This is a genomic window from uncultured Vibrio sp. (assembly GCF_947488985.1).
In the GTDB taxonomy this organism is placed as follows: Bacteria; Pseudomonadota; Gammaproteobacteria; order Enterobacterales; family Vibrionaceae; genus Vibrio.
On record NZ_CANLBV010000030.1, the window covers coordinates 1 to 21,138 of the forward strand.

General features: G+C 45.1%; 19 protein-coding genes. 17 read left to right on the forward strand and 2 right to left on the reverse strand.

The features are described 5' to 3' along the window. Positions 1–117: 117 nt before the first annotated feature. Positions 118–1,293: a 2-octaprenyl-3-methyl-6-methoxy-1,4-benzoquinol hydroxylase gene (locus tag Q1A70_RS09050; protein WP_299689600.1), complete on the reverse strand. Its 1,176-nt coding sequence runs from the start codon at positions 1,291–1,293 to the stop codon at positions 118–120. A 307-nt stretch (positions 1,294–1,600) separates the two neighbouring features. Between Q1A70_RS09050 and miaB the strand changes: the two genes are divergently transcribed. The 5 genes from miaB (at position 1,601) to lnt (ending at position 7,330) form a co-directional block, all read left to right on the forward strand. Beyond that, positions 1,601–3,025 (forward strand): tRNA (N6-isopentenyl adenosine(37)-C2)-methylthiotransferase MiaB, encoded by a 1,425-nt coding sequence (gene miaB, locus Q1A70_RS09055; protein WP_176681864.1) that lies wholly within the window; start codon positions 1,601–1,603, stop codon positions 3,023–3,025. A gap of 163 nt (positions 3,026–3,188) precedes the next feature. Next, a complete protein-coding gene (locus Q1A70_RS09060) occupies positions 3,189–4,310 on the forward strand; it encodes a PhoH family protein (RefSeq protein ID WP_299689596.1) in 1,122 nt (373 codons plus the stop codon). Then, complete coding sequence (ybeY, locus tag Q1A70_RS09065; RefSeq protein ID WP_299689593.1) at positions 4,311–4,772, forward strand: rRNA maturation RNase YbeY; 462 nt, start codon at positions 4,311–4,313, stop codon at positions 4,770–4,772. Positions 4,773–4,892: 120 nt separating this feature from the next. Continuing rightward, entirely contained in the window at positions 4,893–5,783 is an 891-nt protein-coding gene (gene corC, locus Q1A70_RS09070; protein ID WP_299689590.1) for a CNNM family magnesium/cobalt transport protein CorC, read from the forward strand. A 32-nt stretch (positions 5,784–5,815) separates the two neighbouring features. Next, positions 5,816–7,330, forward strand: coding sequence for an apolipoprotein N-acyltransferase (gene lnt / locus Q1A70_RS09075; RefSeq protein ID WP_299689587.1), 1,515 nt, complete (start codon positions 5,816–5,818; stop codon positions 7,328–7,330). Between the two features lie 126 nt (positions 7,331–7,456). On the opposite strand, the gene Q1A70_RS09080 is transcribed toward lnt, so the two are convergent. Next, positions 7,457–7,927: a zinc ribbon-containing protein gene (locus tag Q1A70_RS09080; protein WP_299689584.1), complete on the reverse strand. Its 471-nt coding sequence runs from the start codon at positions 7,925–7,927 to the stop codon at positions 7,457–7,459. 266 nt (positions 7,928–8,193) lie between these two features. On the opposite strand from Q1A70_RS09080, the gene leuS reads away from it, so the two are divergent. The 12 genes from leuS to lipA all read left to right on the forward strand — a co-directional run bounded on the left by leuS (position 8,194) and on the right by lipA (position 21,042). Then, a complete protein-coding gene (gene leuS, locus Q1A70_RS09085; protein ID WP_299689581.1) occupies positions 8,194–10,770 on the forward strand; it encodes a leucine--tRNA ligase in 2,577 nt (858 codons plus the stop codon). A 231-nt stretch (positions 10,771–11,001) separates the two neighbouring features. Then, positions 11,002–11,655 (forward strand): LPS assembly lipoprotein LptE, encoded by a 654-nt coding sequence (gene lptE, locus Q1A70_RS09090; protein WP_299689578.1) that lies wholly within the window; start codon positions 11,002–11,004, stop codon positions 11,653–11,655. Between the two features lie 12 nt (positions 11,656–11,667). Beyond that, positions 11,668–12,693, forward strand: a complete 1,026-nt coding sequence (gene holA / locus Q1A70_RS09095) for a DNA polymerase III subunit delta (protein WP_299689575.1) — start codon at positions 11,668–11,670, stop codon at positions 12,691–12,693. 65 nt (positions 12,694–12,758) lie between these two features. Then, positions 12,759–13,076: a ribosome silencing factor gene (rsfS, locus tag Q1A70_RS09100; protein WP_299689572.1), complete on the forward strand. Its 318-nt coding sequence runs from the start codon at positions 12,759–12,761 to the stop codon at positions 13,074–13,076. A 3-nt stretch (positions 13,077–13,079) separates the two neighbouring features. After that, positions 13,080–13,550, forward strand: a complete 471-nt coding sequence (rlmH, locus tag Q1A70_RS09105) for a 23S rRNA (pseudouridine(1915)-N(3))-methyltransferase RlmH (protein WP_048657916.1) — start codon at positions 13,080–13,082, stop codon at positions 13,548–13,550. A gap of 6 nt (positions 13,551–13,556) precedes the next feature. Next, positions 13,557–15,449, forward strand: coding sequence for a penicillin-binding protein 2 (gene mrdA, locus Q1A70_RS09110; protein WP_299689567.1), 1,893 nt, complete (start codon positions 13,557–13,559; stop codon positions 15,447–15,449). After that, on the forward strand, positions 15,449–16,570 hold the full coding sequence (gene rodA, locus Q1A70_RS09115) for a rod shape-determining protein RodA (protein WP_299689564.1): 1,122 nt from the start codon (positions 15,449–15,451) through the stop codon (positions 16,568–16,570). Before mrdA ends, rodA begins: the two co-directional genes overlap by 1 nt. Positions 16,571–16,573: 3 nt before the next feature. Further along, positions 16,574–17,404 carry a septal ring lytic transglycosylase RlpA family protein gene (locus Q1A70_RS09120; protein WP_363318246.1) on the forward strand — a complete coding sequence of 277 codons (831 nt, stop codon included), beginning with the start codon at positions 16,574–16,576 and terminating at the stop codon, positions 17,402–17,404. A 100-nt stretch (positions 17,405–17,504) separates the two neighbouring features. After that, positions 17,505–18,686, forward strand: a complete 1,182-nt coding sequence (locus Q1A70_RS09125) for a serine hydrolase (protein WP_299689561.1) — start codon at positions 17,505–17,507, stop codon at positions 18,684–18,686. A 253-nt stretch (positions 18,687–18,939) separates the two neighbouring features. After that, positions 18,940–19,218 carry a DUF493 family protein YbeD gene (gene ybeD / locus Q1A70_RS09130; protein WP_299689603.1) on the forward strand — a complete coding sequence of 93 codons (279 nt, stop codon included), beginning with the start codon at positions 18,940–18,942 and terminating at the stop codon, positions 19,216–19,218. Positions 19,219–19,412: 194 nt separating this feature from the next. Further along, the gene (gene lipB / locus Q1A70_RS09135; protein ID WP_299689558.1) at positions 19,413–20,072 is read left to right on the forward strand and encodes a lipoyl(octanoyl) transferase LipB; all 660 of its coding nucleotides are present in this window, start codon (positions 19,413–19,415) and stop codon (positions 20,070–20,072) included. Between the two features lie 4 nt (positions 20,073–20,076). Next, positions 20,077–21,042 carry a lipoyl synthase gene (lipA, locus tag Q1A70_RS09140; RefSeq protein WP_299689555.1) on the forward strand — a complete coding sequence of 322 codons (966 nt, stop codon included), beginning with the start codon at positions 20,077–20,079 and terminating at the stop codon, positions 21,040–21,042. Positions 21,043–21,138: the final 96 nt, after the last annotated feature.

Consider the following 21,138-nt stretch of genomic DNA (forward strand, 5'->3'; position numbering starts at 1 on the left):
AGAGTCGTGAAGAAAAAGCCAAGCCGATATCCTAGAAAAAACAATGCCGCTCACCTTAAGTGAACGGCATTAGAGCACCCACTCTCCTTCTATTTATAAGCAGTCTGAAACGCTCAATTAAAGACCCAAAGCGTATTTCAATACCTGAACTTTTATCGGGCCTGAATTTTCAGCAAGTTTTAGAGCAGCATTACGCACAAATTTCAGTGGGCCAATATCATTGCTGAAAGTTTTATAGAAGAAGTCCATACCGCTTTGCATCATCAGGTTATCGCCTCTTCTCATCACCTCATAACGCCTTGCGACAGAATGATTCAGTTCACCTTTTTCTTTAGTCACATCCAATAAAGCGGCAACATCTTTGAAGCCTAAGTTCACGCCCTGCCCTGCTAATGGGTTGATCGTGTGTGCCGAGTCGCCAACCAGAATGCAGTTGTTCTTAGCGTAAGATTGCGCATGACGTCGAGTGAGAGGAAACGAACCAGAGTTGAGGACTTTGATGTCTCCCAGTTCCGCAGGGAAGTTAGCAAGCACTTCATTTCGTAACTTATCTGGGTTCATTGCTGACAGTTGCTTAATGCGAGTTGGCGAGTCATACCAAACTAAGGAACCCTGCCCGACTTCTTTCCCTTCAGAAACGAAAGAACACAGAGGAAGAAACGAACGCGGGCCACTTGGTAGAAACTGTTGCCAGGTAATGTCTTGCTGAGGGAGCTCAGTTTCCACATTGATCAGCATACAGTGCTGTCGGTAATCCCAAGCAGTGATACCAATACCAGCTTGCTGACGAACAGCAGAATTAGCGCCATCTGCACCAATAACCCATTTAGCCGATAACTGAGCACCAGATTGAAGCTGAACGATATTAGTTTCGCCAAATTCAATAGAATCCAACTTTTCAGGGCACAGCAGTTCTAAATTGTCATAAGCATCAAACTGGGACCATAAGCCCAATTGAATCAGTCGGTTTTCAACAATGTAGCCTAAACGGGGCAGAGCGAGTGATACAGCATCAAACCGAGTGCGACATTCTGGGTGTTCCCACGTTTCTAAACGCTTATAAGAACATACTCGCATTGCTTCTATATGCTGCCATGCACCAAGATCGTCAAGCAAATCGACCGATGCTTGAGAAATTGCGGAAACGCGAATATCCATCGCTTGCGACTTATCAAAAGCTTGAGGCGCAAAGCCTTCGATCACAGCAACCTTCAATCCTTGCTTTGCAAAACCAATCGCTGTTGCTGCACCAACCATGCCGCCGCCGACGACCACAATATCGTAACTGTTCATATTTCGTACTTATCAGTTTGATTCTTTGACTGTTTTTGATTGTACTTTTTCATAACTAACTTGTAACCAAAAACCTTATTTGAAAAAAGGGTTATCCCTTGCTGTATCTAGCGTTAACGATAATAAAAACCACTCCATAAGAGATTTTATCAGACTACTAGTCAGTCGGTTTTGAAACCAGTACAATACGCCGCTTGCTGCTAGAGCCAGTCATAAAATGAATACCTAATTATGACAAAGGGCCCTCGCAGATGAATACTGGGCGATTTGCTCCCTTAAATTAAACTAACGATCGAGCGAACAAAAAATGAGTAAGAAACTGCTAATTAAAACTTGGGGCTGTCAGATGAACGAATACGATTCATCAAAAATGGCCGACCTGCTTAACGCTGCTAATGGCTATGAGCTAACTGAAGTACCTGAGGAAGCAGATGTACTACTACTGAATACTTGTTCTATCCGCGAAAAAGCGCAAGAGAAAGTATTCCACCAGCTTGGTCGTTGGAAAACGCTAAAAGATAAGAAAGAAGGCGTGGTGATCGGTGTGGGTGGCTGTGTAGCGACTCAAGAAGGCGATCACATTCGTCAACGTGCACCATACGTAGACGTTATCTTTGGCCCACAAACACTGCACCGTCTTCCTGAGATGATTAAATCTTCTCTCTCTAATGACGCGCCAGTGATGGACATCTCTTTCCCTGAGATCGAAAAATTCGATAGCCTGCCTGAACCACGTGCTGAAGGCGCAACGGCATTCGTTTCTATCATGGAAGGTTGTTCTAAATACTGTACTTACTGCGTTGTGCCTTACACGCGTGGTGAAGAAGTTAGCCGCCCAATGGACGATGTACTGTTCGAAGTGGCTCAACTTGCAGAGCAAGGCGTACGTGAAGTAAACCTGCTAGGTCAAAACGTAAACGCATACCGTGGTCCAACTCACGAAGGTGATATCTGTTCATTCGCAGAACTGCTTCGCCTTGTGGCTTCTATCGATGGTATCGACCGTATTCGTTTCACAACAAGCCACCCGCTTGAGTTTGGTGATGACATCATCGCAGTTTACGAAGACACTCCAGAGCTAGTGAGCTTCCTTCACTTGCCAGTACAAAGTGGTAGTGACCGTATTCTTACTATGATGAAACGTCCTCACACAGCAATCGAGTACAAGTCGATTATTCGTAAGCTACGTAAAGCGCGCCCAGACATTCAAATCAGCTCTGACTTTATCGTTGGTTTCCCTGGTGAATCTAACCAAGATTTCCAAGACACGATGAAACTGATCAAAGACGTTGATTTCGATATGAGCTTCAGCTTTATCTTCTCTCCTCGTCCAGGCACTCCTGCTGCAGATTACCCATGTGACGTGCCAGAGCAAGAGAAGAAAGATCGTCTATACGAATTACAGCAAACCGTGAACACCCAAGCAATGCGCTACTCTCGCCTAATGCTTGGTACAGAGCAACGCGTATTGGTTGAAGGTCCATCGAAGAAGAACCTAATGGAACTTCGTGCTCGTACTGAAAACAGCCGCGTAGTGAACTTTGAAGGCTCTGCTGACCTTATCGGCCAGTTCGTAGACGTGAAAATCACAGAAGTATTTGCTAACTCACTACGTGGTGAAGTAGTACGTACTGAGAAAGACATGGATCTTCGCAGCGTGATCTCGCCGACTCAAATGATGGCGAACACAAAACGCGAAGACGAGCTAGGTGTAGCAACATTTACACCATAGGCAATACAACTGTTTGAGCACAAAGCGCAAACACAAAGCTTGAAATTACCTAACTAAGTGACCATCTTAGAGATAGGGATATCACCATCAGAAGCCCGGTCTAAATCGGGCTTTTTGCTCTTTGTTTTATTTAAGAGCGAGTGGCACAAAATGAGAGGCTAATTTGAGCAATAAAATCGTTACCTTAGAGATAAATCTAGAGCCAGCAGACAACAAGCGCTTGGCTAGTTTATGCGGACCATTCGACGACAACATCAAGCACCTTGAGCGTCGTCTTGGCGTTGAGATTAATTACCGAAGCAACTTCTTCACCATCGTTGGTAAGCCTCACACGACTGCTGCTGCTTTAGACATCATCAAACACCTCTATGTTGAAACGGCTCCAGTTAAAGGCAACATCATCGATATTGAACCAGAGCAAGTGCACTTAGCGGTCACTGAATCTGGCATTTTGGAGCAACACGTCGAGTCTGAAATTGACTACGGCAAAGAAGTCACGATTAAGACTAAAAAAGGCATGATTAAGCCACGTACTCCGAACCAAGCACAGTACCTAATGAACATGGTCACCCATGACATCACCTTTGGTATTGGTCCCGCGGGTACAGGCAAAACCTATTTAGCCGTTGCGGCTGCGGTGGATGCACTGGAACGTCAAGAAGTTCGCCGAATCCTCCTGACTCGCCCTGCGGTTGAAGCTGGTGAAAAACTGGGTTTCCTACCTGGTGATTTAAGCCAGAAAGTCGATCCTTATCTACGTCCTCTATACGATGCACTATTTGAGATGCTTGGCTTCGAGCGAGTTGAGAAGCTGATTGAACGTAACGTAATTGAAGTTGCGCCACTGGCTTACATGCGTGGTCGTACATTGAATGATGCGTTTATCATTCTGGATGAGAGTCAAAACACCACTGTAGAACAAATGAAAATGTTCTTAACCCGTATCGGTTTTAACTCACGTGCAGTGATCACAGGTGATATCACACAAATCGATTTACCTCGCGGTGCAAAGTCAGGCCTACGCCATGCCACTGAAGTGCTTAGTGAAGTGGATGACATTAGCTTTAACTTCTTCATGTCTGAAGACGTCGTTCGTCACCCTGTGGTGGCTCGCATCGTCAACGCCTACGAGAAGTGGGAAGCGAAAGACCAAAAAGAACGCAAAGAGTTTGAAAAACGTAAACGCGAAGAGCGAGAAGCTAAGCAGCTAGAAACGCAGCAAGCGGTGATGACACAATTAGCAACACAAAATAGTTCTGTCATTGCAGAACAAGGTGATGAATAGATGTCTATTGAACTCGACCTACAATTAGCAGTCGAAAATGAGCAAGGCCTGCCAACCAAGCAAGAGATTCAACTTTGGTTGGACAAGACTATACCTCCATTTCAAGAGAACGCTGAGTTGACTATTCGTATCGTCGATACGCAAGAAAGCCACCAGCTCAACCATGAATACCGTGGGAAAGATAAGCCAACTAACGTTTTGTCTTTTCCATTCGAGGCTCCTCCAGGGATCGAGTTAGATCTCTTAGGCGACCTCATTATCTGCCGCCAAGTTGTCGAAAAAGAAGCAGAAGAGCAAAATAAGCCTCTGCTAGCACACTGGGCTCATATGGTTGTACATGGCAGTCTTCATCTGCTAGGTTATGATCATATCGAAGATGATGAAGCTGAAGAGATGGAGTCACTCGAAACAGAAATTATGCAAACTATGGGGTTTGAAGACCCATATATTCTAGAAAAGTAAATTGATTCTAGTAAAGTAGTTTGCAGAGAACCAATGACTCATCAAGCCTGTTTTTTTGACAGGAATCTGAGTTGTGATGTGTGCTATCACACTTCTGATAGCGTTATTTTTTGAGAAATCATGAACGAAGGTAACCCCCCCACTTCTGAGGGAAGTAAAAAATCTGAAGGTCCGAGTAGAAAGTCCTTCTTTGAACGCCTAGGCCAACTATTTCAAGGCGAGGTAAAAGACCGCCAAGAGCTCGTAGATGTAATCCGCGACTCAGAAATTAATGACCTAATTGACCACGACACACGCGACATGCTCGAAGGTGTTATGGAAATTTCAGAGATGCGAGTGCGTGATATCATGCTACCGCGCTCTCAAATGGTTACAGTTGAACGCACCGATGATTTAGACACATTGATTGCGCTTATTACTGATGCTCAACACTCTCGCTACCCAGTGATCAGTGAAGACAAAGACCATGTTGAAGGCATTCTATTAGCGAAGGACCTACTTAAGTATCTGGGTTCAGAAAGTGCCCCATTTGATATCGAGCAAGTGATTCGCCCTGTCGTGGTTGTTCCTGAAAGTAAGCGAGTTGATCGCCTGCTCAAGGAGTTCCAAGAAGAGCGCTACCACATGTCTATCGTTGTCGATGAGTTTGGCGGAGTTTCTGGCCTGGTAACCATTGAAGATATCCTCGAAGAAATCGTTGGTGAAATTGAAGACGAGTTCGACGATGAAGAAGAGCTTGATATTCGCAAGCTGAGTAAGCATACCTTCTCTGTTAAAGCTTTAACCACTATTGAAGAGTTCAATGAGACATTTGGAACAGATTTTAGTGATGATGAAGTTGATACAGTCGGTGGCATGGTTATGACGGCTCTCGGTCACTTACCCGTTCGTGGCGAAATTGTAGAAATTGAAAGCTACCATTTCAAAATAACATCAGCTGACAATCGTCGTGTCATTCAGTTACAAGTAACGATCCCTGATGAGCAACCTCTTCCGACTATCGAAGAATAACCACTTCTCTCTAAAGAGATGACAGAAATTAGATGACTAAGACCTTTATTCATCGCCTATTACGGCCGCTTGCGGCCGTTTTTGTTGGCGCTATAACAACCCTTTCATTCGCTCCATACTCAATATGGCCGCTTGCTATCCTCAGCCCTGCATTATTATTGCTACTGATCCATAACCGCTCAGCAAAAAGTGCACTGTGGATCGGTTATGCATGGGGCCTAGGTCAATTTGCAACAGGCATCAGCTGGGTATATGTCAGTATTGATGGCTTTGGTGGCATGCCACTCGCTGCCAACTTGTTCTTGATGGCATTGCTCGTGAGTTACCTAGCCGTGTATTCTGGCCTGTTTACCTGGATCTTAAACAAGTTCTTCCCTGCCAATAATTTAAGCCGCTTTTTTCTCGCCGCTCCCGCATTGTGGTTAATCAGTGATTGGCTACGTGGCTGGGTAATGACGGGCTTCCCTTGGCTTTGGCTTGGCTATAGCCAGATCGATTCGCCATTAGGTTCATTTGCACCGATTGGCGGCGTCGAGTTAGTGACTCTGGCCGTCATTGTTTCCGCGTCTGCACTGGCTTATATGGTGATCAACAAGGCATGGAGTGTGGGTATCATCCCTGCCGTCATATTTAGTGCAGGTTTTGGGCTTCGAAATATTGATTGGGTCACGCCAACCCCTGAGAAAACAACGTCAGTCGTTTTAATACAAGGCAATGTTGATCAAGACAGCAAATGGCTGCCTAGTCAGCGCTGGCCAACCATGATGAAGTACACCGACCTAAGCAGAGAAAACTGGGGGGCAGACATCATCATCTGGCCTGAAGCTGCCATACCTGCGTTTGAGGTGGAGATCCCTTCTTTTTTACGTAACTTAGATAGCGCAGCAAAGATGAACAACAGTTCAATCATCACCGGTGTGCTCAATCAGTCTGAAAATAAACAGTACTACAACAGCATTCTATCACTTGGTATTAATCCATATGGTGAGTACAGCTACGATCCAAACGAGCGCTACCATAAACATCACCTATTGCCGTTTGGTGAGTTTGTGCCGTTTGAAGATATCTTGCGTCCATTGGCACCATTCTTTAATTTGCCGATGTCATCATTCAGCCGTGGCGATTTTGTTCAACCCAATATCGTGGCAAATGGTCGCCACCTTACGCCTGCACTATGTTATGAAATCATCTTTAACGATCAAGTTAGACAAAACGTAACCGATGAGACCGATTTCATTTTAACGCTCTCTAACGATGCGTGGTTTGGTCGTTCGATTGGACCATTGCAACATATGGAAATCGCTCAGATGCGGGCTCTGGAGCTTGGTAAGCCAGTTATTCGCTCGACCAACAATGGCGTCACTGCGGTCACGGATCACAAAGGCAAGATCATTCAACAACTGCCTCAATTTGAAACTGCCGTATTAAAAGCTGAATTAGCCTCAACCGATGGCCACACCCCATACCGTGTGGTGGGCACTTGGCCACTGTATATCTGGACGTTATTGAGCTTAGTCGTTGGCTGGCTTTTAAGAAGAAAAGGCTAGATTCGAGATTCGAGATTCGAGATTCGAGATTCGAGATTCGACGAGAAGTAATTTGAGGGTTGACTGATTGAGTCAACCCTTTTTTATTACAAGGCTTTAACGTGGGTAACGCTAAGGCTCAAGATTTTACGGTTTAAGCGCTTTACGGCTAAACCCTGTCGATCCACATTTGGTGCATGGGATAATCGTAGTTGGGTGATTATATTCGGTTTGATGACCACACTCATCGCATACCAAGGTTCCCAAGCCAATGACTTCACCCGCTTGATACAAGCCTTGGTGCTCTAAGTCTTGGAACAGCTCAACCCATTCCACTTTCGTGCGATCTGTGATATCCAGCAACCCTTGCCAAATAGAGTCAGCAATCATCAAATAAAATGGGCCACTTTTACTCTCTTCATAACTTTCGGAAAACTCTTTTAAGTCCGATTTTACGTATGCTGAGATCAATGACAGCTCATCTTTGGTCATATCATTGGCTGCTTTCGCAAATTTGCCTGACGTTTCAATTTTATTATTGAGCTCTTCAGGACTATGCTTCAGAGTTTCAATGACCTCTTCGACGACTTCTTCATAGAGTGCTTTTTTCTTCGGCATATGCGACCTCCTTAAAACAAGCGACCTTTACAATTAGGAACCAGCTTGCCACTAGGTGGCTAATCCCTAACAAACAAATGCAATTCATACCCTTAAGTATAGCTATCCTCAGTAATCCGGTTGAATTTACAGAATCAACTGCGCGGCAACTGCAAGTATGAAGGGTATAACTATTGTTGTACTCAGCTCCTTTAGGTATTCTATGACGATCTGTAAGATTCTGTTCTAACCGAACTCACAAATTCCAAGATAACCGGATACCATCGATGCAAGAACAATATAACCCGCAAGAGATTGAACAAAAGGTTCAACAACACTGGGATAACAGCGAGACTTTCGTTGTAACTGAAGCTCCAAACAAAGAAAAATTTTACTGTCTTTCTATGTTCCCGTACCCAAGTGGCCGACTGCACATGGGTCACGTGCGTAACTACACCATCGGTGATGTGGTATCTCGTTTCCAACGTCTACAAGGCAAAAACGTAATGCAGCCGATTGGTTGGGATGCATTCGGCCTACCAGCAGAAAACGCAGCTGTTAAAAACAACACAGCGCCTGCACCATGGACTTACGAAAACATTGAGTACATGAAAAACCAACTTAAGCTTCTAGGCTTTGGTTACGACTGGAACCGTGAATTCGCAACATGTACTCCAGAGTACTACCGTTGGGAACAAGAGTTCTTCACTAAGCTTTACGAAAAAGGCCTAGTTTACAAGAAAACTTCTTCTGTGAACTGGTGTCCAAACGACCAAACGGTTCTGGCAAACGAGCAAGTAGAAGACGGTTGCTGCTGGCGTTGTGATACCCCAGTAGAACAAAAGAAGATTCCACAGTGGTTCATTAAAATCACTGAGTACGCACAAGAACTACTCGACGATCTAGACAACCTTGAAGGTTGGCCTGAAATGGTGAAGACCATGCAGCGTAACTGGATCGGTCGCTCTGAAGGTGTTGAGCTGTCTTTCGCGGTTAACGGCGAAGAAGCACCATTAGAAGTGTATACAACACGTCCAGATACACTAATGGGTGTTTCTTACGTTGGTATCGCTGCAGGTCACCCTCTTGCAGAGAAAGCATCGAAGAACAACCCAGAGCTTGCTGCATTCGTTGAAGAGTGTCGTAACACGAAAGTTGCTGAAGCTGAACTCGCAACGATGGAAAAGAAAGGTATGGATACGGGCCTAACAGCTATCCACCCTCTTAACGGTCGTGTTGTGCCTGTATACGTAGCAAACTTCGTACTTATGGATTACGGCACAGGTGCAGTAATGGCGGTTCCTGCTCACGATCAACGTGACTACGAATTCGCCACTAAGTACGGCATCGATATCATCCCAGTAATCAAACCTGAAGATGGCTCTGAACTAGACGTTTCTGAAGCTGCTTACACAGAGAAAGGTGTATTGTTCGATTCTGGTGAATTCGATGGTCTTGCGTTCCAAGAAGCATTCGATGCAATTGCTGCGAAGCTTGAAGCTGAAGGTAAAGGTAAGAAGACAGTAAACTTCCGTCTACGTGACTGGGGTGTATCTCGTCAGCGTTACTGGGGTGCTCCAATCCCTATGGTAACCACTGAAGACGGTGAAGTTCACCCAGTACCAGCAGACCAACTGCCTGTCATTCTTCCTGAAGATGTCGTAATGGATGGCGTAACGAGCCCAATCAAGGCTGACAAGTCTTGGGCTGAAACAACATTCAACGGCGAACCAGCTCTACGTGAAACAGACACGTTCGATACGTTCATGGAATCTTCATGGTACTACGCTCGTTACTGTTCACCACAAGCTGATGACATTCTAGATCCAGAGAAAGCAAACTACTGGCTACCAGTTGACCAATACGTGGGTGGTATCGAACACGCTTGTATGCACCTGCTTTACTCTCGTTTCTTCCATAAGCTTCTACGTGATGCTGGCTACGTGACGTCTGACGAACCGTTCAAGCAACTACTATGTCAAGGCATGGTTCTGGCTGACGCGTTCTATCACGAAAACGAAAAAGGCACCAAAGAGTGGATTGCACCGACTGACGTAACGGTTGAACGTGACGGCAAAGGTCGCATCGAAAAAGCAGTCGATGCTCAAGGACGCGATGTTGAACACTCAGGCATGATCAAAATGTCTAAATCTAAGAACAACGGTATCGACCCACAAGAAATGGTAGACAAATACGGCGCTGATACAGTACGTCTATTCATGATGTTTGCTTCTCCTGCAGACATGACACTTGAGTGGCAAGAGTCTGGCGTTGAAGGCGCAAACCGTTTCCTTAAACGTGTTTGGAAACTGGTTCACGCTCACTCTTCTAAGGGTGCTGCAGAAACTGTTGACGCTGCTGCGCTATCTGGTAACCAGAAAGCACTTCGTCGTGATATCCACAAGACTATCGCGAAAGTAACGGACGATATCGGCCGCCGCCAAACGTTCAACACAGCAATCGCTGCGATCATGGAACTGATGAACAAGCTGGCGAAAGCACCTCAAGAATCTGTACAAGATCGTGCAATCCTTGATGAAGCACTAAAAGCGGTAGTTCGTATGCTTTACCCAATGACTCCACACATCTCTTACGAAATGTGGATTGCACTGGGTGAATCAAACGTAGATTCAGCAACATGGCCAACTTTCGATGAGAAAGCGCTAGTTGAAGACGAGAAGACTATCGTTGTCATGATCAACGGTAAGCTACGTGCGAAACTGACTGTTGCTGCTGATGCGACCGAAGAGCAAGTTCGTGAGCTTGGTCTCAACGATGAGAACGCTAAGAAGTTCCTAGATGGCCTAACGATCCGTAAGGTTATCTTCGTACCTGGTAAGCTTCTAAACATCGTTGCTAATTAATAATAGTTAACTAACATTGGCTAGCTAATCAGTTGTAGACCAAAACTGGCTAACTGGTTTTAGTCTGCATATATAACTGTTGTAACGAACTTATTTCGTTTTTAGCAGTCTCTAGACAGGGCAATTAAATTGCCCTGTCTACTTATTTAAGCGCTTTAGACTTGAGCCCAACAACTCAAACTAGCTAAAGCCTTTAAATAACTATTCTACCTTCATGAGAACCATCAAATAATGCGCCTGATTTCACTATCTTCATTGAAAGTTACTGTTGTTATTTTAACCGTCAGCCTGTTAAGTGCTTGTGGTTTTCACCTACGTGGTGACTATTCTGTTCCTGAAGAGCTCAACAAGATCTCCGTAACCAGTTATGACCAATACAGTACGTTTACGCGCATGATTAAAAGTCAGTTACGTATGAATGATGTCAACATTGTGCCACCGGCTGCCAACATACCAAACCTACATATCATTCGAGAAAATGTCAGTGAGCGAACGCTATCACTTTACCAAAATACTCGTGCTGCAGAGAAAGAGCTGACCTTCCGTGCGTCTTACCGCGTGACTATCCCAGAGCTTGGTGACAAAACCTTCTCGACCAGCGTCACTCGCAGCTACCTAGATAACCCGTTGACGGCACTGGCAAAATCGGTTGAGCGAGACATGATTGAAGATGAGATGCGTAAGCTGGCCACTAGCCAGATCTTGCGCCAAATGGCTCGCCTCAAAGCCAATATTGCGGCAGATACCATGAATCTAGATCAACTAGAACAGGTTCAAGTGAAAGAGCTCGAAAAGCAATACAACATCAAGAATGTTGAAATCGAGGACGTTGACAGCGCATCTGACTCTACCAAACCATCATCAGTAAGCGAATCGGCTGAATAATAGGGTTATTTGATGCGTATTTTTGCTGATCGCTTATCCGAACAACTTGCCAAACAGTTGGGCAATGTTTACCTCATTTTTGGTAACGAGTCGCTGCTATTGCAAGAAAGCCGAGAAGCGATTCAAAAGGCGGCAAAACAACAAGGGTTTGACGAGCGGCACCGCTTTGCGATTGATAGCAGCCTCGACTGGAATCAAGTCTACGACTGCACTCAAGCATTGAGCCTATTTTCTAGCCGTCAAATCATCGAACTTGAACTGCCAGAGTCTGGAGTAAATGCCACGATAGCGAAAGAGCTACTGGCCATTTCTGAGCATATCCACAGCGATATTCTATTGATATTGGTTGGTAGCAAACTCACCAAGGCTCAAGAGAATGCAAAATGGTTTAAGGCTCTGTCAAATCAAGGCCATTGGGTCAGCTGCCTAACGCCTGATGTCAGCAGGCTACCTCAGTTTGTTCAAGCTCGGTGCCGCCAAGTCGGATTAGCGCCAGATCCTGAAGCCATTCAAATGCTAGCGCAATGGCATGAGGGCAACTTATTTGCACTCACCCAAAGCCTAGAAAAACTGGCGCTTCAGTATCCCGATGGAAAACTCACACTGATACGACTCGAAGAGTCCTTGAGTCGCCACAACCACTTTACCCCGTACCACTGGCTTGATGCCTTACTGGCAGGCAAAGGCAATCGAGCACAACGAATTCTAAGACAATTGGAAGCTGAGGGGGTCGAAGCGGTAATTTTGCTACGTAGCTTACAACGTGAACTTACCCTGCTAATGCAAATGCAGCAGCAGATGAAACAGATGCCAATCAGTCAGGTCTTCGAAAAGCACCGGATCTGGCAATCTAAAAAGCCGCTTTATAACGCTGCGCTAACAAGGGTGTCAATTTCTCAATTACACTCTCTCGTTGCGTTACTCACTCAGGCAGAGTTGATGACAAAAACTCAATATGAACAGTCGCCTTGGCCACTAATTCATCAGTTAAGCGTTGAGTTTTGTATCCCTTCCGCTTCAATACCATTTCACGCCTAAAAGCGTGGTATATTCTAGGGTCAGCAGACCCTAGTAAAGCTAAATTCAGATTTAAGGAACACCCCGTGTTACGTGAAGAACTAAAAGATTTTCTTGCAGACAAAGCCGACGACATGAAAGCAGAATCGATTGTAACTATCGATGTAGAAGGCAAATCAAGTGTGACTGATTTCATGATTGTTTGTACTGGCACTTCTAAGCGCCACGTTACCTCTATTGCCCAGCATGTTGCTGATGAAGTACGTAAAGCAGGTATGCAACCGCTAGGTATGGACGGCCAGCAAGAAGGTGAATGGGTGGTTCTAGATATGGGCACAAGCATGCTCCACGTTATGCAAGAAGAGCATCGTGAGCTTTACCAACTAGAAAAACTTTGGGGCTAAGCGTTGAAGATCCAGTTAATCGCAGTTGGCACAAAAATGCCAAAGTGGGTTGAAGAGGGGTTTCAAGAATACAAACGCCGCTTCCCTCATGACATGCCATTAGAGCTCATTGAAATCACTGCCGGAAAACGCGGAAAAAATGCCGATATTGCTCGTATTCTTCAAAAAGAAGGTGAAGCGATGTTGGCGGCGGTTCCTAAAGGCAACCGAATTGTCACACTTGATATTCCAGGTAAAAAGTGGGATACCCCACAGCTTGCTGAGCAATTAGAAAGCTGGAAGCTCGATGGCCGTGACGTTTCTATCCTGATTGGCGGGCCTGAAGGCTTGGCTCCGGCATGTAAAGCAGCAGCAGACCAGAGTTGGTCTCTGTCTGCGCTTACTCTCCCTCACCCATTAGTACGCGTTATCATGGCTGAAAGCTTGTATCGAGCTTGGAGCATCACTGCTAATCACCCTTATCATCGAGAATAAGCGTTAATGTTACGTAAACGTAGCCAAATCCGCGATTACAAAGCAGAAGCACGACTATTTACTCGTCGTGCTTTTGTTGCGTTTGTAGGCATCATAGTGATGATGAGCTTGTTAGTTGTAAACCTTTACAACATTCAAGTTAATCAGTATCAAGACTATAAAACTCGCTCGAACGACAACCGCATCAAGGTGGTACCAATTGCCCCCAACCGTGGGTTAATTTACGATCGTAACGGCGTACTTCTTGCTGAAAACCAACCCGTTTTCAACCTAGAAATCACCCCCGAAAAAATCAAAGATATGGATGATACGCTTGCTCGCCTCCAAGCGTTAATCGAGATTCCACCTGAACGAATCGAGCGCTTTAATCGCGAACGTCGTAATTCAAGACGCTTTAAATCCGTTCCAATTCTGAATCAATTAACCGAAGAGCAGGTTGCGGTTTTTTCCGTTAACCAGCACAGGTTTCCTGGGGTTGAAGTAACAGGTACTTTAAAACGTTTCTACCCTTATGGTGATGTGCTAACGCATGTTATTGGCTATGTGTCTCGCATCAATGATCGTGACATGCAGCGATTGGAACGAGAAGAAAAAGACGCCAATTACCAAGCCACTCGTGATATCGGCAAACTAGGTATTGAACGTTACTATGAAGATATACTTCACGGTACTGCCGGATATCAAGAGGTTGAGGTCAATAGCCGTGGACGAGTGATCCGCACACTCAAATTTGTTCCCGCAATCCCAGGTAAAGATATCGTACTCAACCTTGATATTGACCTGCAGCTATACGTGCATAACTTGCTGGATGGTCGTCGTGGCTCAGCGGTAGTTTTAGACCCGAAAGACAATGGCGTGTTAGCTATGGTATCGAGCCCGAGCTACGATCCAAACGCCTTCGTTCACGGTATTTCGTCTAAAGGTTACAATGCCTTACTGCAAAATAAAGACAGGCCTTTGGTGAACCGTGCAACACTGGGTATTTATCCGCCCGCTTCAACTATCAAGCCATTCATTGCAGTTGCAGCGCTGCAAGAGCGTGTCATTACCCCGAACACGAAAAGAAACGACCCGGGTTATTGGAAGATACCAAATTCGAAAACAAAGCCTTTCCGTGATTGGCTTCGCTGGGGGCACGGCGTCGTCGATATTGAGAAAGCGATTGAAGAGTCGGTGGATACTTTCTTCTATCAGATAGCCTTTGATCTAGGTATCGATCGCCTCTCTAAATGGATGATGATGTTTGGCTTTGGTGACTACACCGGTATTGATATTTACGAAGAAAGTAAGGCGAATATGCCAACCCGAGAATGGAAAATGTCACGACACCGCGTGCCTTGGTATCAAGGTGACACCATCCCTGTCGGCATTGGCCAAGGTTACTGGACAGCAACACCGATGCAGATCGCAAAGGCTACTTCGGTATTAGTCAACGAAGGTGAAGTGCTCGCTCCTCACTTGCTGCGTTCAACGATTGAGAATAATCAATCGTTCGATCAACAGCAACTATCAGAAGTCGAAACTTACCCACCAATCACTGGCGTTAAACAAAAATACTGGGATATTGCTCAAAAAGGTATGAAGTTGGTCAACCATGGCCGTAAAGGTACGGCAAGACGTTCTTTCCAAAACATGTCTTACCAAACAGCTGGCAAGTCAGGCACAGCACAAGTATTTGGCTTGAAGGAAGATGAAAAATACAACGCGGACGAAATCGCCGAACATTTACGCGATCACGCCCTCTTTACTGGTTATGCCCCTTTTGAAAACCCAGAAGCGGTTGTGACTGTCGTATTAGAGAATGCCGGTGGTGGTTCAACCAATGGCGGCCCTGTCGTTAGAAAAATATTAGATCACATTATCCTCGCTGAAGAAGATGAAAGTAAGGCAACAAAATAATGAAACTTGATCCTTCTACTGGTCGAAATAGAGCCTTGTTTGAAAGACTGCATATCGATCTACCGTTACTGCTCGGTATCCTAGTGTTAATGGGCGTTGCCCTGCTAATCATGTACAGCGCAAGTGGTCAAAGCCTTGCGATGATGGATCGTCAGGCGATGCGTATGGTGCTGTCTTTAGGTGTCATGATCTTCTTAGCGCAGATTTCACCCCGCACCTATGAGAGCTTAGCTCCAGTGCTATTTGCTAGCGGTATCATATTGCTGTTGGGGGTATTGTTTTTTGGAGAAGCATCAAAAGGCGCCCAGCGCTGGCTGAACTTTGGCTTTGTTCGATTCCAGCCCTCTGAGCTTTTAAAGCTTGCGGTGCCATTAATGGTTGCAAGGTTTATCGGTAACCGCTCACTTCCGCCCACCTTTCAGACCTTGGCGATATCGTTGGTCATGGTGTTTGTGCCGACAATTTTAATTGCTAAGCAACCCGACTTAGGCACTTCAATCCTCATTGCCGCATCAGGGATCTTCGTCATATTTCTTGCCGGTATTAGCTGGAAAATCATCGCCAGTGCCGCGATTGCACTAGGCGCATTTATCCCAATCTTATGGTTTTTCTTGATGCGCGAATATCAAAAAGTACGGGTAAGAACACTTTTTGACCCTGAGTCTGATCCACTCGGCGCAGGTTATCACATCATCCAAAGTAAGATTGCGATAGGCTCGGGCGGCATATCTGGCAAGGGTTGGCTACAAGGTACTCAATCTCAACTAGAATTTATCCCAGAGCGTCACACTGACTTTATTTTTGCGGTCATTGCCGAAGAATGGGGCATGATTGGTATTTTGCTTTTACTGGCGATCTATCTATTCATCATTGGACGCGGCTTAGTGCTCGCGAGCCAAGCGCAAACCGCATTTGGCCGAATGATGGGTGGCAGTATTGTACTGAGTTTCTTCGTTTATATTTTTGTTAACATTGGCATGGTCAGTGGCATTCTGCCTGTAGTAGGTGTTCCTCTTCCACTTGTCAGTTACGGCGGTACGTCAATGGTCACTCTCATGGCCGGTTTTGGTATCTTAATGTCGATACATACCCACAGAAAATCATTCTCAAAGGCGACCTAATCGATGTCGATTACAACACACATAAACAAAGCATCTTTGGTTGACGAACGACCACTCAAGAAAATCATCGCGACCGTTAGCTTAGCGGTATTAATCAATGGCTGTTCTTCTCAAAAGACGGATGGTCGCTATGATATCGATTCAGACATCGCACCTGACGCGCCGATTTCCGTTGAACATATCGAAGATGCTCAGCCTCAGTATGAGCCTTATAGTTTGGGCGGTAACAGTAACTACACGTTGCGTGGTGAAGATTACAGCATCATAAAAGAAGCTGAAGGGTTTACCGAAAAAGGTCAGGCTTCTTGGTACGGAAAAAAATTTCATGGCCATTTAACCTCTAATGGCGAGATCTACGACATGTACTCGATGTCTGCAGCTCACAAAACATTGCCTATTCCGAGCTATGTAAAAGTGACCAATACCGATAACAATAAAGCGACCATTGTACGTATCAATGACCGTGGGCCATTTCATGATGGTCGTATTATTGACCTCAGCTACGCTGCTGCTCACAAGCTCGATATCGTTAATACAGGTACCGCAAATGTTGAGATTGAGGTTATCACTGTGGCTATTCCAACCGACGCGAATAAAAAAGACGCTTTACCTCAATTTATTATTCAGGTTGCCACCTCGCCACATGAGGACAGAACAGAGCAATTAGCCAAAGATCTCGGCGAAAAGCTCTCAGTCGCCACTTTCTTGCAGCCCAATGATGATAACTACCGACTGATGCTTGGCCCATTTCATGACTACGCTCTGACCCAAGAAAAACTAGAACAGATTAAGCAGATGGGTTACCCATCTGCTTATATAAAAAGCACACGCTAACTCGCTAATTAATCTAACAGTTACTTCTGGTATCAGCGCTCTGGTGTAACAGAATGATTCTGTTAATATATGAATAGTTAACCAAATAATTGCATTCAAAATGATTAAATCTAATAAACTTGTTAAATCGATTTTTACGACTTCTGTTGCCCTTTCAGCAACAATAGTGACATCCTCATTTGCTGCTCCTATTGTTGTTCCTGACGCACCTCAAATCGCTGCTAAAGGTTTTGTTCTGATGGACTACCATTCAGGTAAAGTACTGGCCGAGAAAGAGATGAAAACTCAACTTTCTCCAGCAAGTTTAACCAAGATGATGACGAGCTACGTGATCGGTCAAGAACTTGAACGTGGTAACATCAACCTTAATGACGATGTGGTCATCAGTGAAAATGCGTGGGCGAAAAACTTCCCAGACTCATCGAAAATGTTCATTGAAGTCGGTACAACGGTAAAAGTTGAAGAGCTAAACCGAGGCATCATCGTCCAATCAGGTAACGATGCTTGTGTGGCTATGGCGGAGCATATCGCAGGCTCTGAAGACGCATTTGTTGATCTTATGAATGCATGGGCAAGCTCGATTGGCATGAGCGACACCCACTTTGCGAACGCACATGGTTTAGACAACCCAGATCTATACTCAACACCTTATGATATGGCGCTCCTTGGTCAGGCTCTGATTCGCGACGTTCCGAGCGAGTACAGAGTCTACTCAGAGAAAAAATTCACTTACAACGGTATCACTCAGTACAACCGTAACGGTCTGTTATGGGATAAGAGCATGAACGTTGATGGCATCAAAACAGGCCACACAAGCAATGCAGGATACAGCCTTGTAAGCTCAGCGACAGAAGGTAAGATGCGCCTGGTAGCGGTAGTGATGGGCACTAAGAATGCGAACGCTCGTAAAACAGAAAGTAAAAAACTGTTGAGCTACGGTTTCCGCTTCTTTGAAACTGTGGCACCGCATACGGCTGGTGAAACCTTCGTTAATGAGAAGATCTGGATGGGTAGCCAAGATACGGTTGCACTGGGTGTTAACGAAGATACTTTCGTGACGCTACCTCGCGGCCAAGCGAAGAACCTAAAAGCCAGCTTTGTTCTTGAGCAAGAGCTAGAAGCGCCAATCAGCAAAGGGGATGTGGTTGGAAAACTCTTCTACCAAGTCGACGGTGAAGACGTTGCCGAATACCCATTGCTTGCTCTTGAAGATGTAGAGCAAGGTAGCCTATTTAGCCGCCTATGGGACTACCTAGTGCTGCTGTTCAAAGGTTTATTCTAAATAAGTAAAAGGTTTGTTCTTAGCCAAACCTAAACTTATTGTATAGCTAACCTAATGAGTCAATTACTGATTTACTCATTAACGAAACAAACTTAGTCATTAATGAACCAAAAGCCGCAATTTGCGGCTTTTGTTGATCTTGAGTTCGGTGATATTTACACGTAATATTCCGCCTTATTACTCGTGTCTGTTGACCGAACACACTTTTTATCGACATTTCGCCAATTTGCGAGAGTCTAGCCTTTTGGAGCTAATCATGAACATCAATTCTGATGCAAAACTAAAAGACCTCTTAGAGTTCCCTTGTTCATTCACTTACAAAGTAATGGGCCACGCTAAGCCAGAACTGACTGAGCTAGTGTTAGAAGTGATCCAGCGCCATGCTCCTGGTGATTACAGCCCGACACTTAAACCAAGTGCCAAAGGCAACTACCACTCAGTTTCTATCAACATTACCGCGACATCCATTGAGCAGGTAGAAACGCTCTATAAAGAACTTGGCGAAATTGATATCGTTCGTATGGTTCTATAACCTTCGATGACGATTAAAAACAGCGGCTTATTGCCGCTGTTTTTGTTTTAAGCGACCGATGAGAGCCATACTCATTCAAATTTATTTTCAATTAATACAAAGAAAGTTGAAAAACCTTGCTGTCCATCTGTAGTTAGAATCTTGTTTCACGTTTATAATGCGTTCACTTTATTAATCCTTGAGGGAGTGCTGCTTTGCAAAATAAGCTAATCGTAAAAAAATTAGGCCGTCAGGATTACGAACCGGTATGGAAAGCCATGCATAAGTTCACTGACGAACGAACGGAAGAAGACGCAGACCAAGTTTGGCTGGTTGAGCACAACCCAGTCTTCACTCAAGGGCAAGCAGGCAAAGCTGAACATGTTTTGAATGCGGGGAATATCCCTGTGATTCAAAGCGACCGTGGTGGCCAAGTAACGTATCATGGTCCAGGTCAATTAGTGGCTTATTTCCTGATTAATATCCGCCGAAAAAGCTTCGGAGTGCGTGATTTGGTGACTCATATCGAGAACCTCGTAATCAATACTCTGAAAGCTTACAATATCGATTCAACTGCCCGACCAGACGCGCCTGGTGTTTATGTCGATGGCAAGAAAATCTGTTCTCTCGGGTTACGCATTCGACGTGGCTGCTCGTTCCACGGGTTAGCACTCAACGTTGATATGGACCTGTCTCCATTCCTACGTATTAACCCATGCGGTTACCAAGGTATGGAAATGGCGCAAGTAAGCCAACTCGGCGGCCCCAGTGAGCTAGAGAACGTTGAGCAACAGTTAATACAAGAGCTCGTAGAACTACTCGGCTATGACCAAGTAGACATTCAAGCCACCAGTCACATTACAGCAGAAGCATAAAATCATGAGCAAACCAATCCAAATGGAAAAAGGCGTTAAATATCGTGACGCTGACAAAATGGCATTAATTCCCGTAAAGAATATGCCTGCTGAACAGAAAGAAGTTCTACGTAAGCCAGAATGGATGAAGATTAAACTTCCTTCAGACAGCCATCGTATTCAAGAAATCAAATCAGCAATGCGCAAAAACAACCTGCACTCAGTTTGTGAAGAAGCGTCTTGCCCTAACCTAGCCGAGTGTTTTAACCACGGTACGGCAACGTTTATGATTCTTGGCGCTATCTGTACTCGTCGCTGCCCGTTCTGTGATGTTGCCCATGGTCGTCCTGTTGCTCCTGAAGCAGAAGAGCCGAAGAAACTGGCTAAGACGATTCAAGACATGAAACTGAAGTATGTCGTCATCACTTCCGTTGACCGTGATGACTTGCGTGACGGCGGTGCTCAACACTTTGCTGACTGTAACCGTGAGATTCGCGAACTAAACCCAAATATTCGTATCGAAACACTGGTTCCAGACTTCCGTGGTCGTATGGACGTTGCGCTTGATCTGATGAAAGACAATCCGCCCGATGTTTTCAACCACAACCTAGAGACAGCACCACGCCTATATCGTAAAGCGCGTCCGGGTGCGAACTATAAGTGGTCTCTCAATTTGCTGAAGAAGTTCAAAGAGCAACACCCTGAGATCCCAACCAAATCAGGTGTGATGATGGGCCTTGGTGAGACAAAAGAAGAAATCATTCAAGTACTGAAAGACCTACGCGAACATGGCGTGACGATGCTGACACTGGGCCAATACCTAGCCCCAAGCCGTCACCACTTACCAGTAGAACGCTACGTACCGCCTTCTGAGTTCGATGAGCTGAAAGAGATTGCTCTAGAGCTAGGCTTTACTCACGCAGCTTGTGGGCCGTTTGTGCGCTCTTCTTACCATGCTGACTTACAAGCTCAAGGCATGGAAATCAAATAATCTCATTTGATTATTGATGTTCGCTCTAAGATTGATAAAAAAGGTGCTCTAGCAATTGCTAGAGCACCTTTTCTTTAGCATAGTTTTCAACATTCA

What these genes read in the sequence shown, in the direction of transcription:
- Q1A70_RS09050 (WP_299689600.1), bottom strand. Translation starts at nt 1,293, where the DNA reads ATGAACAGTTACGATATTGTGGTCGTCGGCGGCGGCATGGTTGGTGCA.
- miaB (WP_176681864.1), top strand. Translation starts at nt 1,601, where the DNA reads ATGAGTAAGAAACTGCTAATTAAAACTTGGGGCTGTCAGATGAACGAA.
- ybeY (WP_299689593.1), top strand. Translation starts at nt 4,311, where the DNA reads ATGTCTATTGAACTCGACCTACAATTAGCAGTCGAAAATGAGCAAGGC.
- corC (WP_299689590.1), top strand. Translation starts at nt 4,893, where the DNA reads ATGAACGAAGGTAACCCCCCCACTTCTGAGGGAAGTAAAAAATCTGAA.
- lnt (WP_299689587.1), top strand. Translation starts at nt 5,816, where the DNA reads ATGACTAAGACCTTTATTCATCGCCTATTACGGCCGCTTGCGGCCGTT.
- Q1A70_RS09080 (WP_299689584.1), bottom strand. Translation starts at nt 7,927, where the DNA reads ATGCCGAAGAAAAAAGCACTCTATGAAGAAGTCGTCGAAGAGGTCATT.
- leuS (WP_299689581.1), top strand. Translation starts at nt 8,194, where the DNA reads ATGCAAGAACAATATAACCCGCAAGAGATTGAACAAAAGGTTCAACAA.
- lptE (WP_299689578.1), top strand. Translation starts at nt 11,002, where the DNA reads ATGCGCCTGATTTCACTATCTTCATTGAAAGTTACTGTTGTTATTTTA.
- holA (WP_299689575.1), top strand. Translation starts at nt 11,668, where the DNA reads ATGCGTATTTTTGCTGATCGCTTATCCGAACAACTTGCCAAACAGTTG.
- mrdA (WP_299689567.1), top strand. Translation starts at nt 13,557, where the DNA reads ATGTTACGTAAACGTAGCCAAATCCGCGATTACAAAGCAGAAGCACGA.
- rodA (WP_299689564.1), top strand. Translation starts at nt 15,449, where the DNA reads ATGAAACTTGATCCTTCTACTGGTCGAAATAGAGCCTTGTTTGAAAGA.
- Q1A70_RS09120 (WP_363318246.1), top strand. Translation starts at nt 16,574, where the DNA reads ATGTCGATTACAACACACATAAACAAAGCATCTTTGGTTGACGAACGA.
- Q1A70_RS09125 (WP_299689561.1), top strand. Translation starts at nt 17,505, where the DNA reads ATGATTAAATCTAATAAACTTGTTAAATCGATTTTTACGACTTCTGTT.
- lipA (WP_299689555.1), top strand. Translation starts at nt 20,077, where the DNA reads ATGAGCAAACCAATCCAAATGGAAAAAGGCGTTAAATATCGTGACGCT.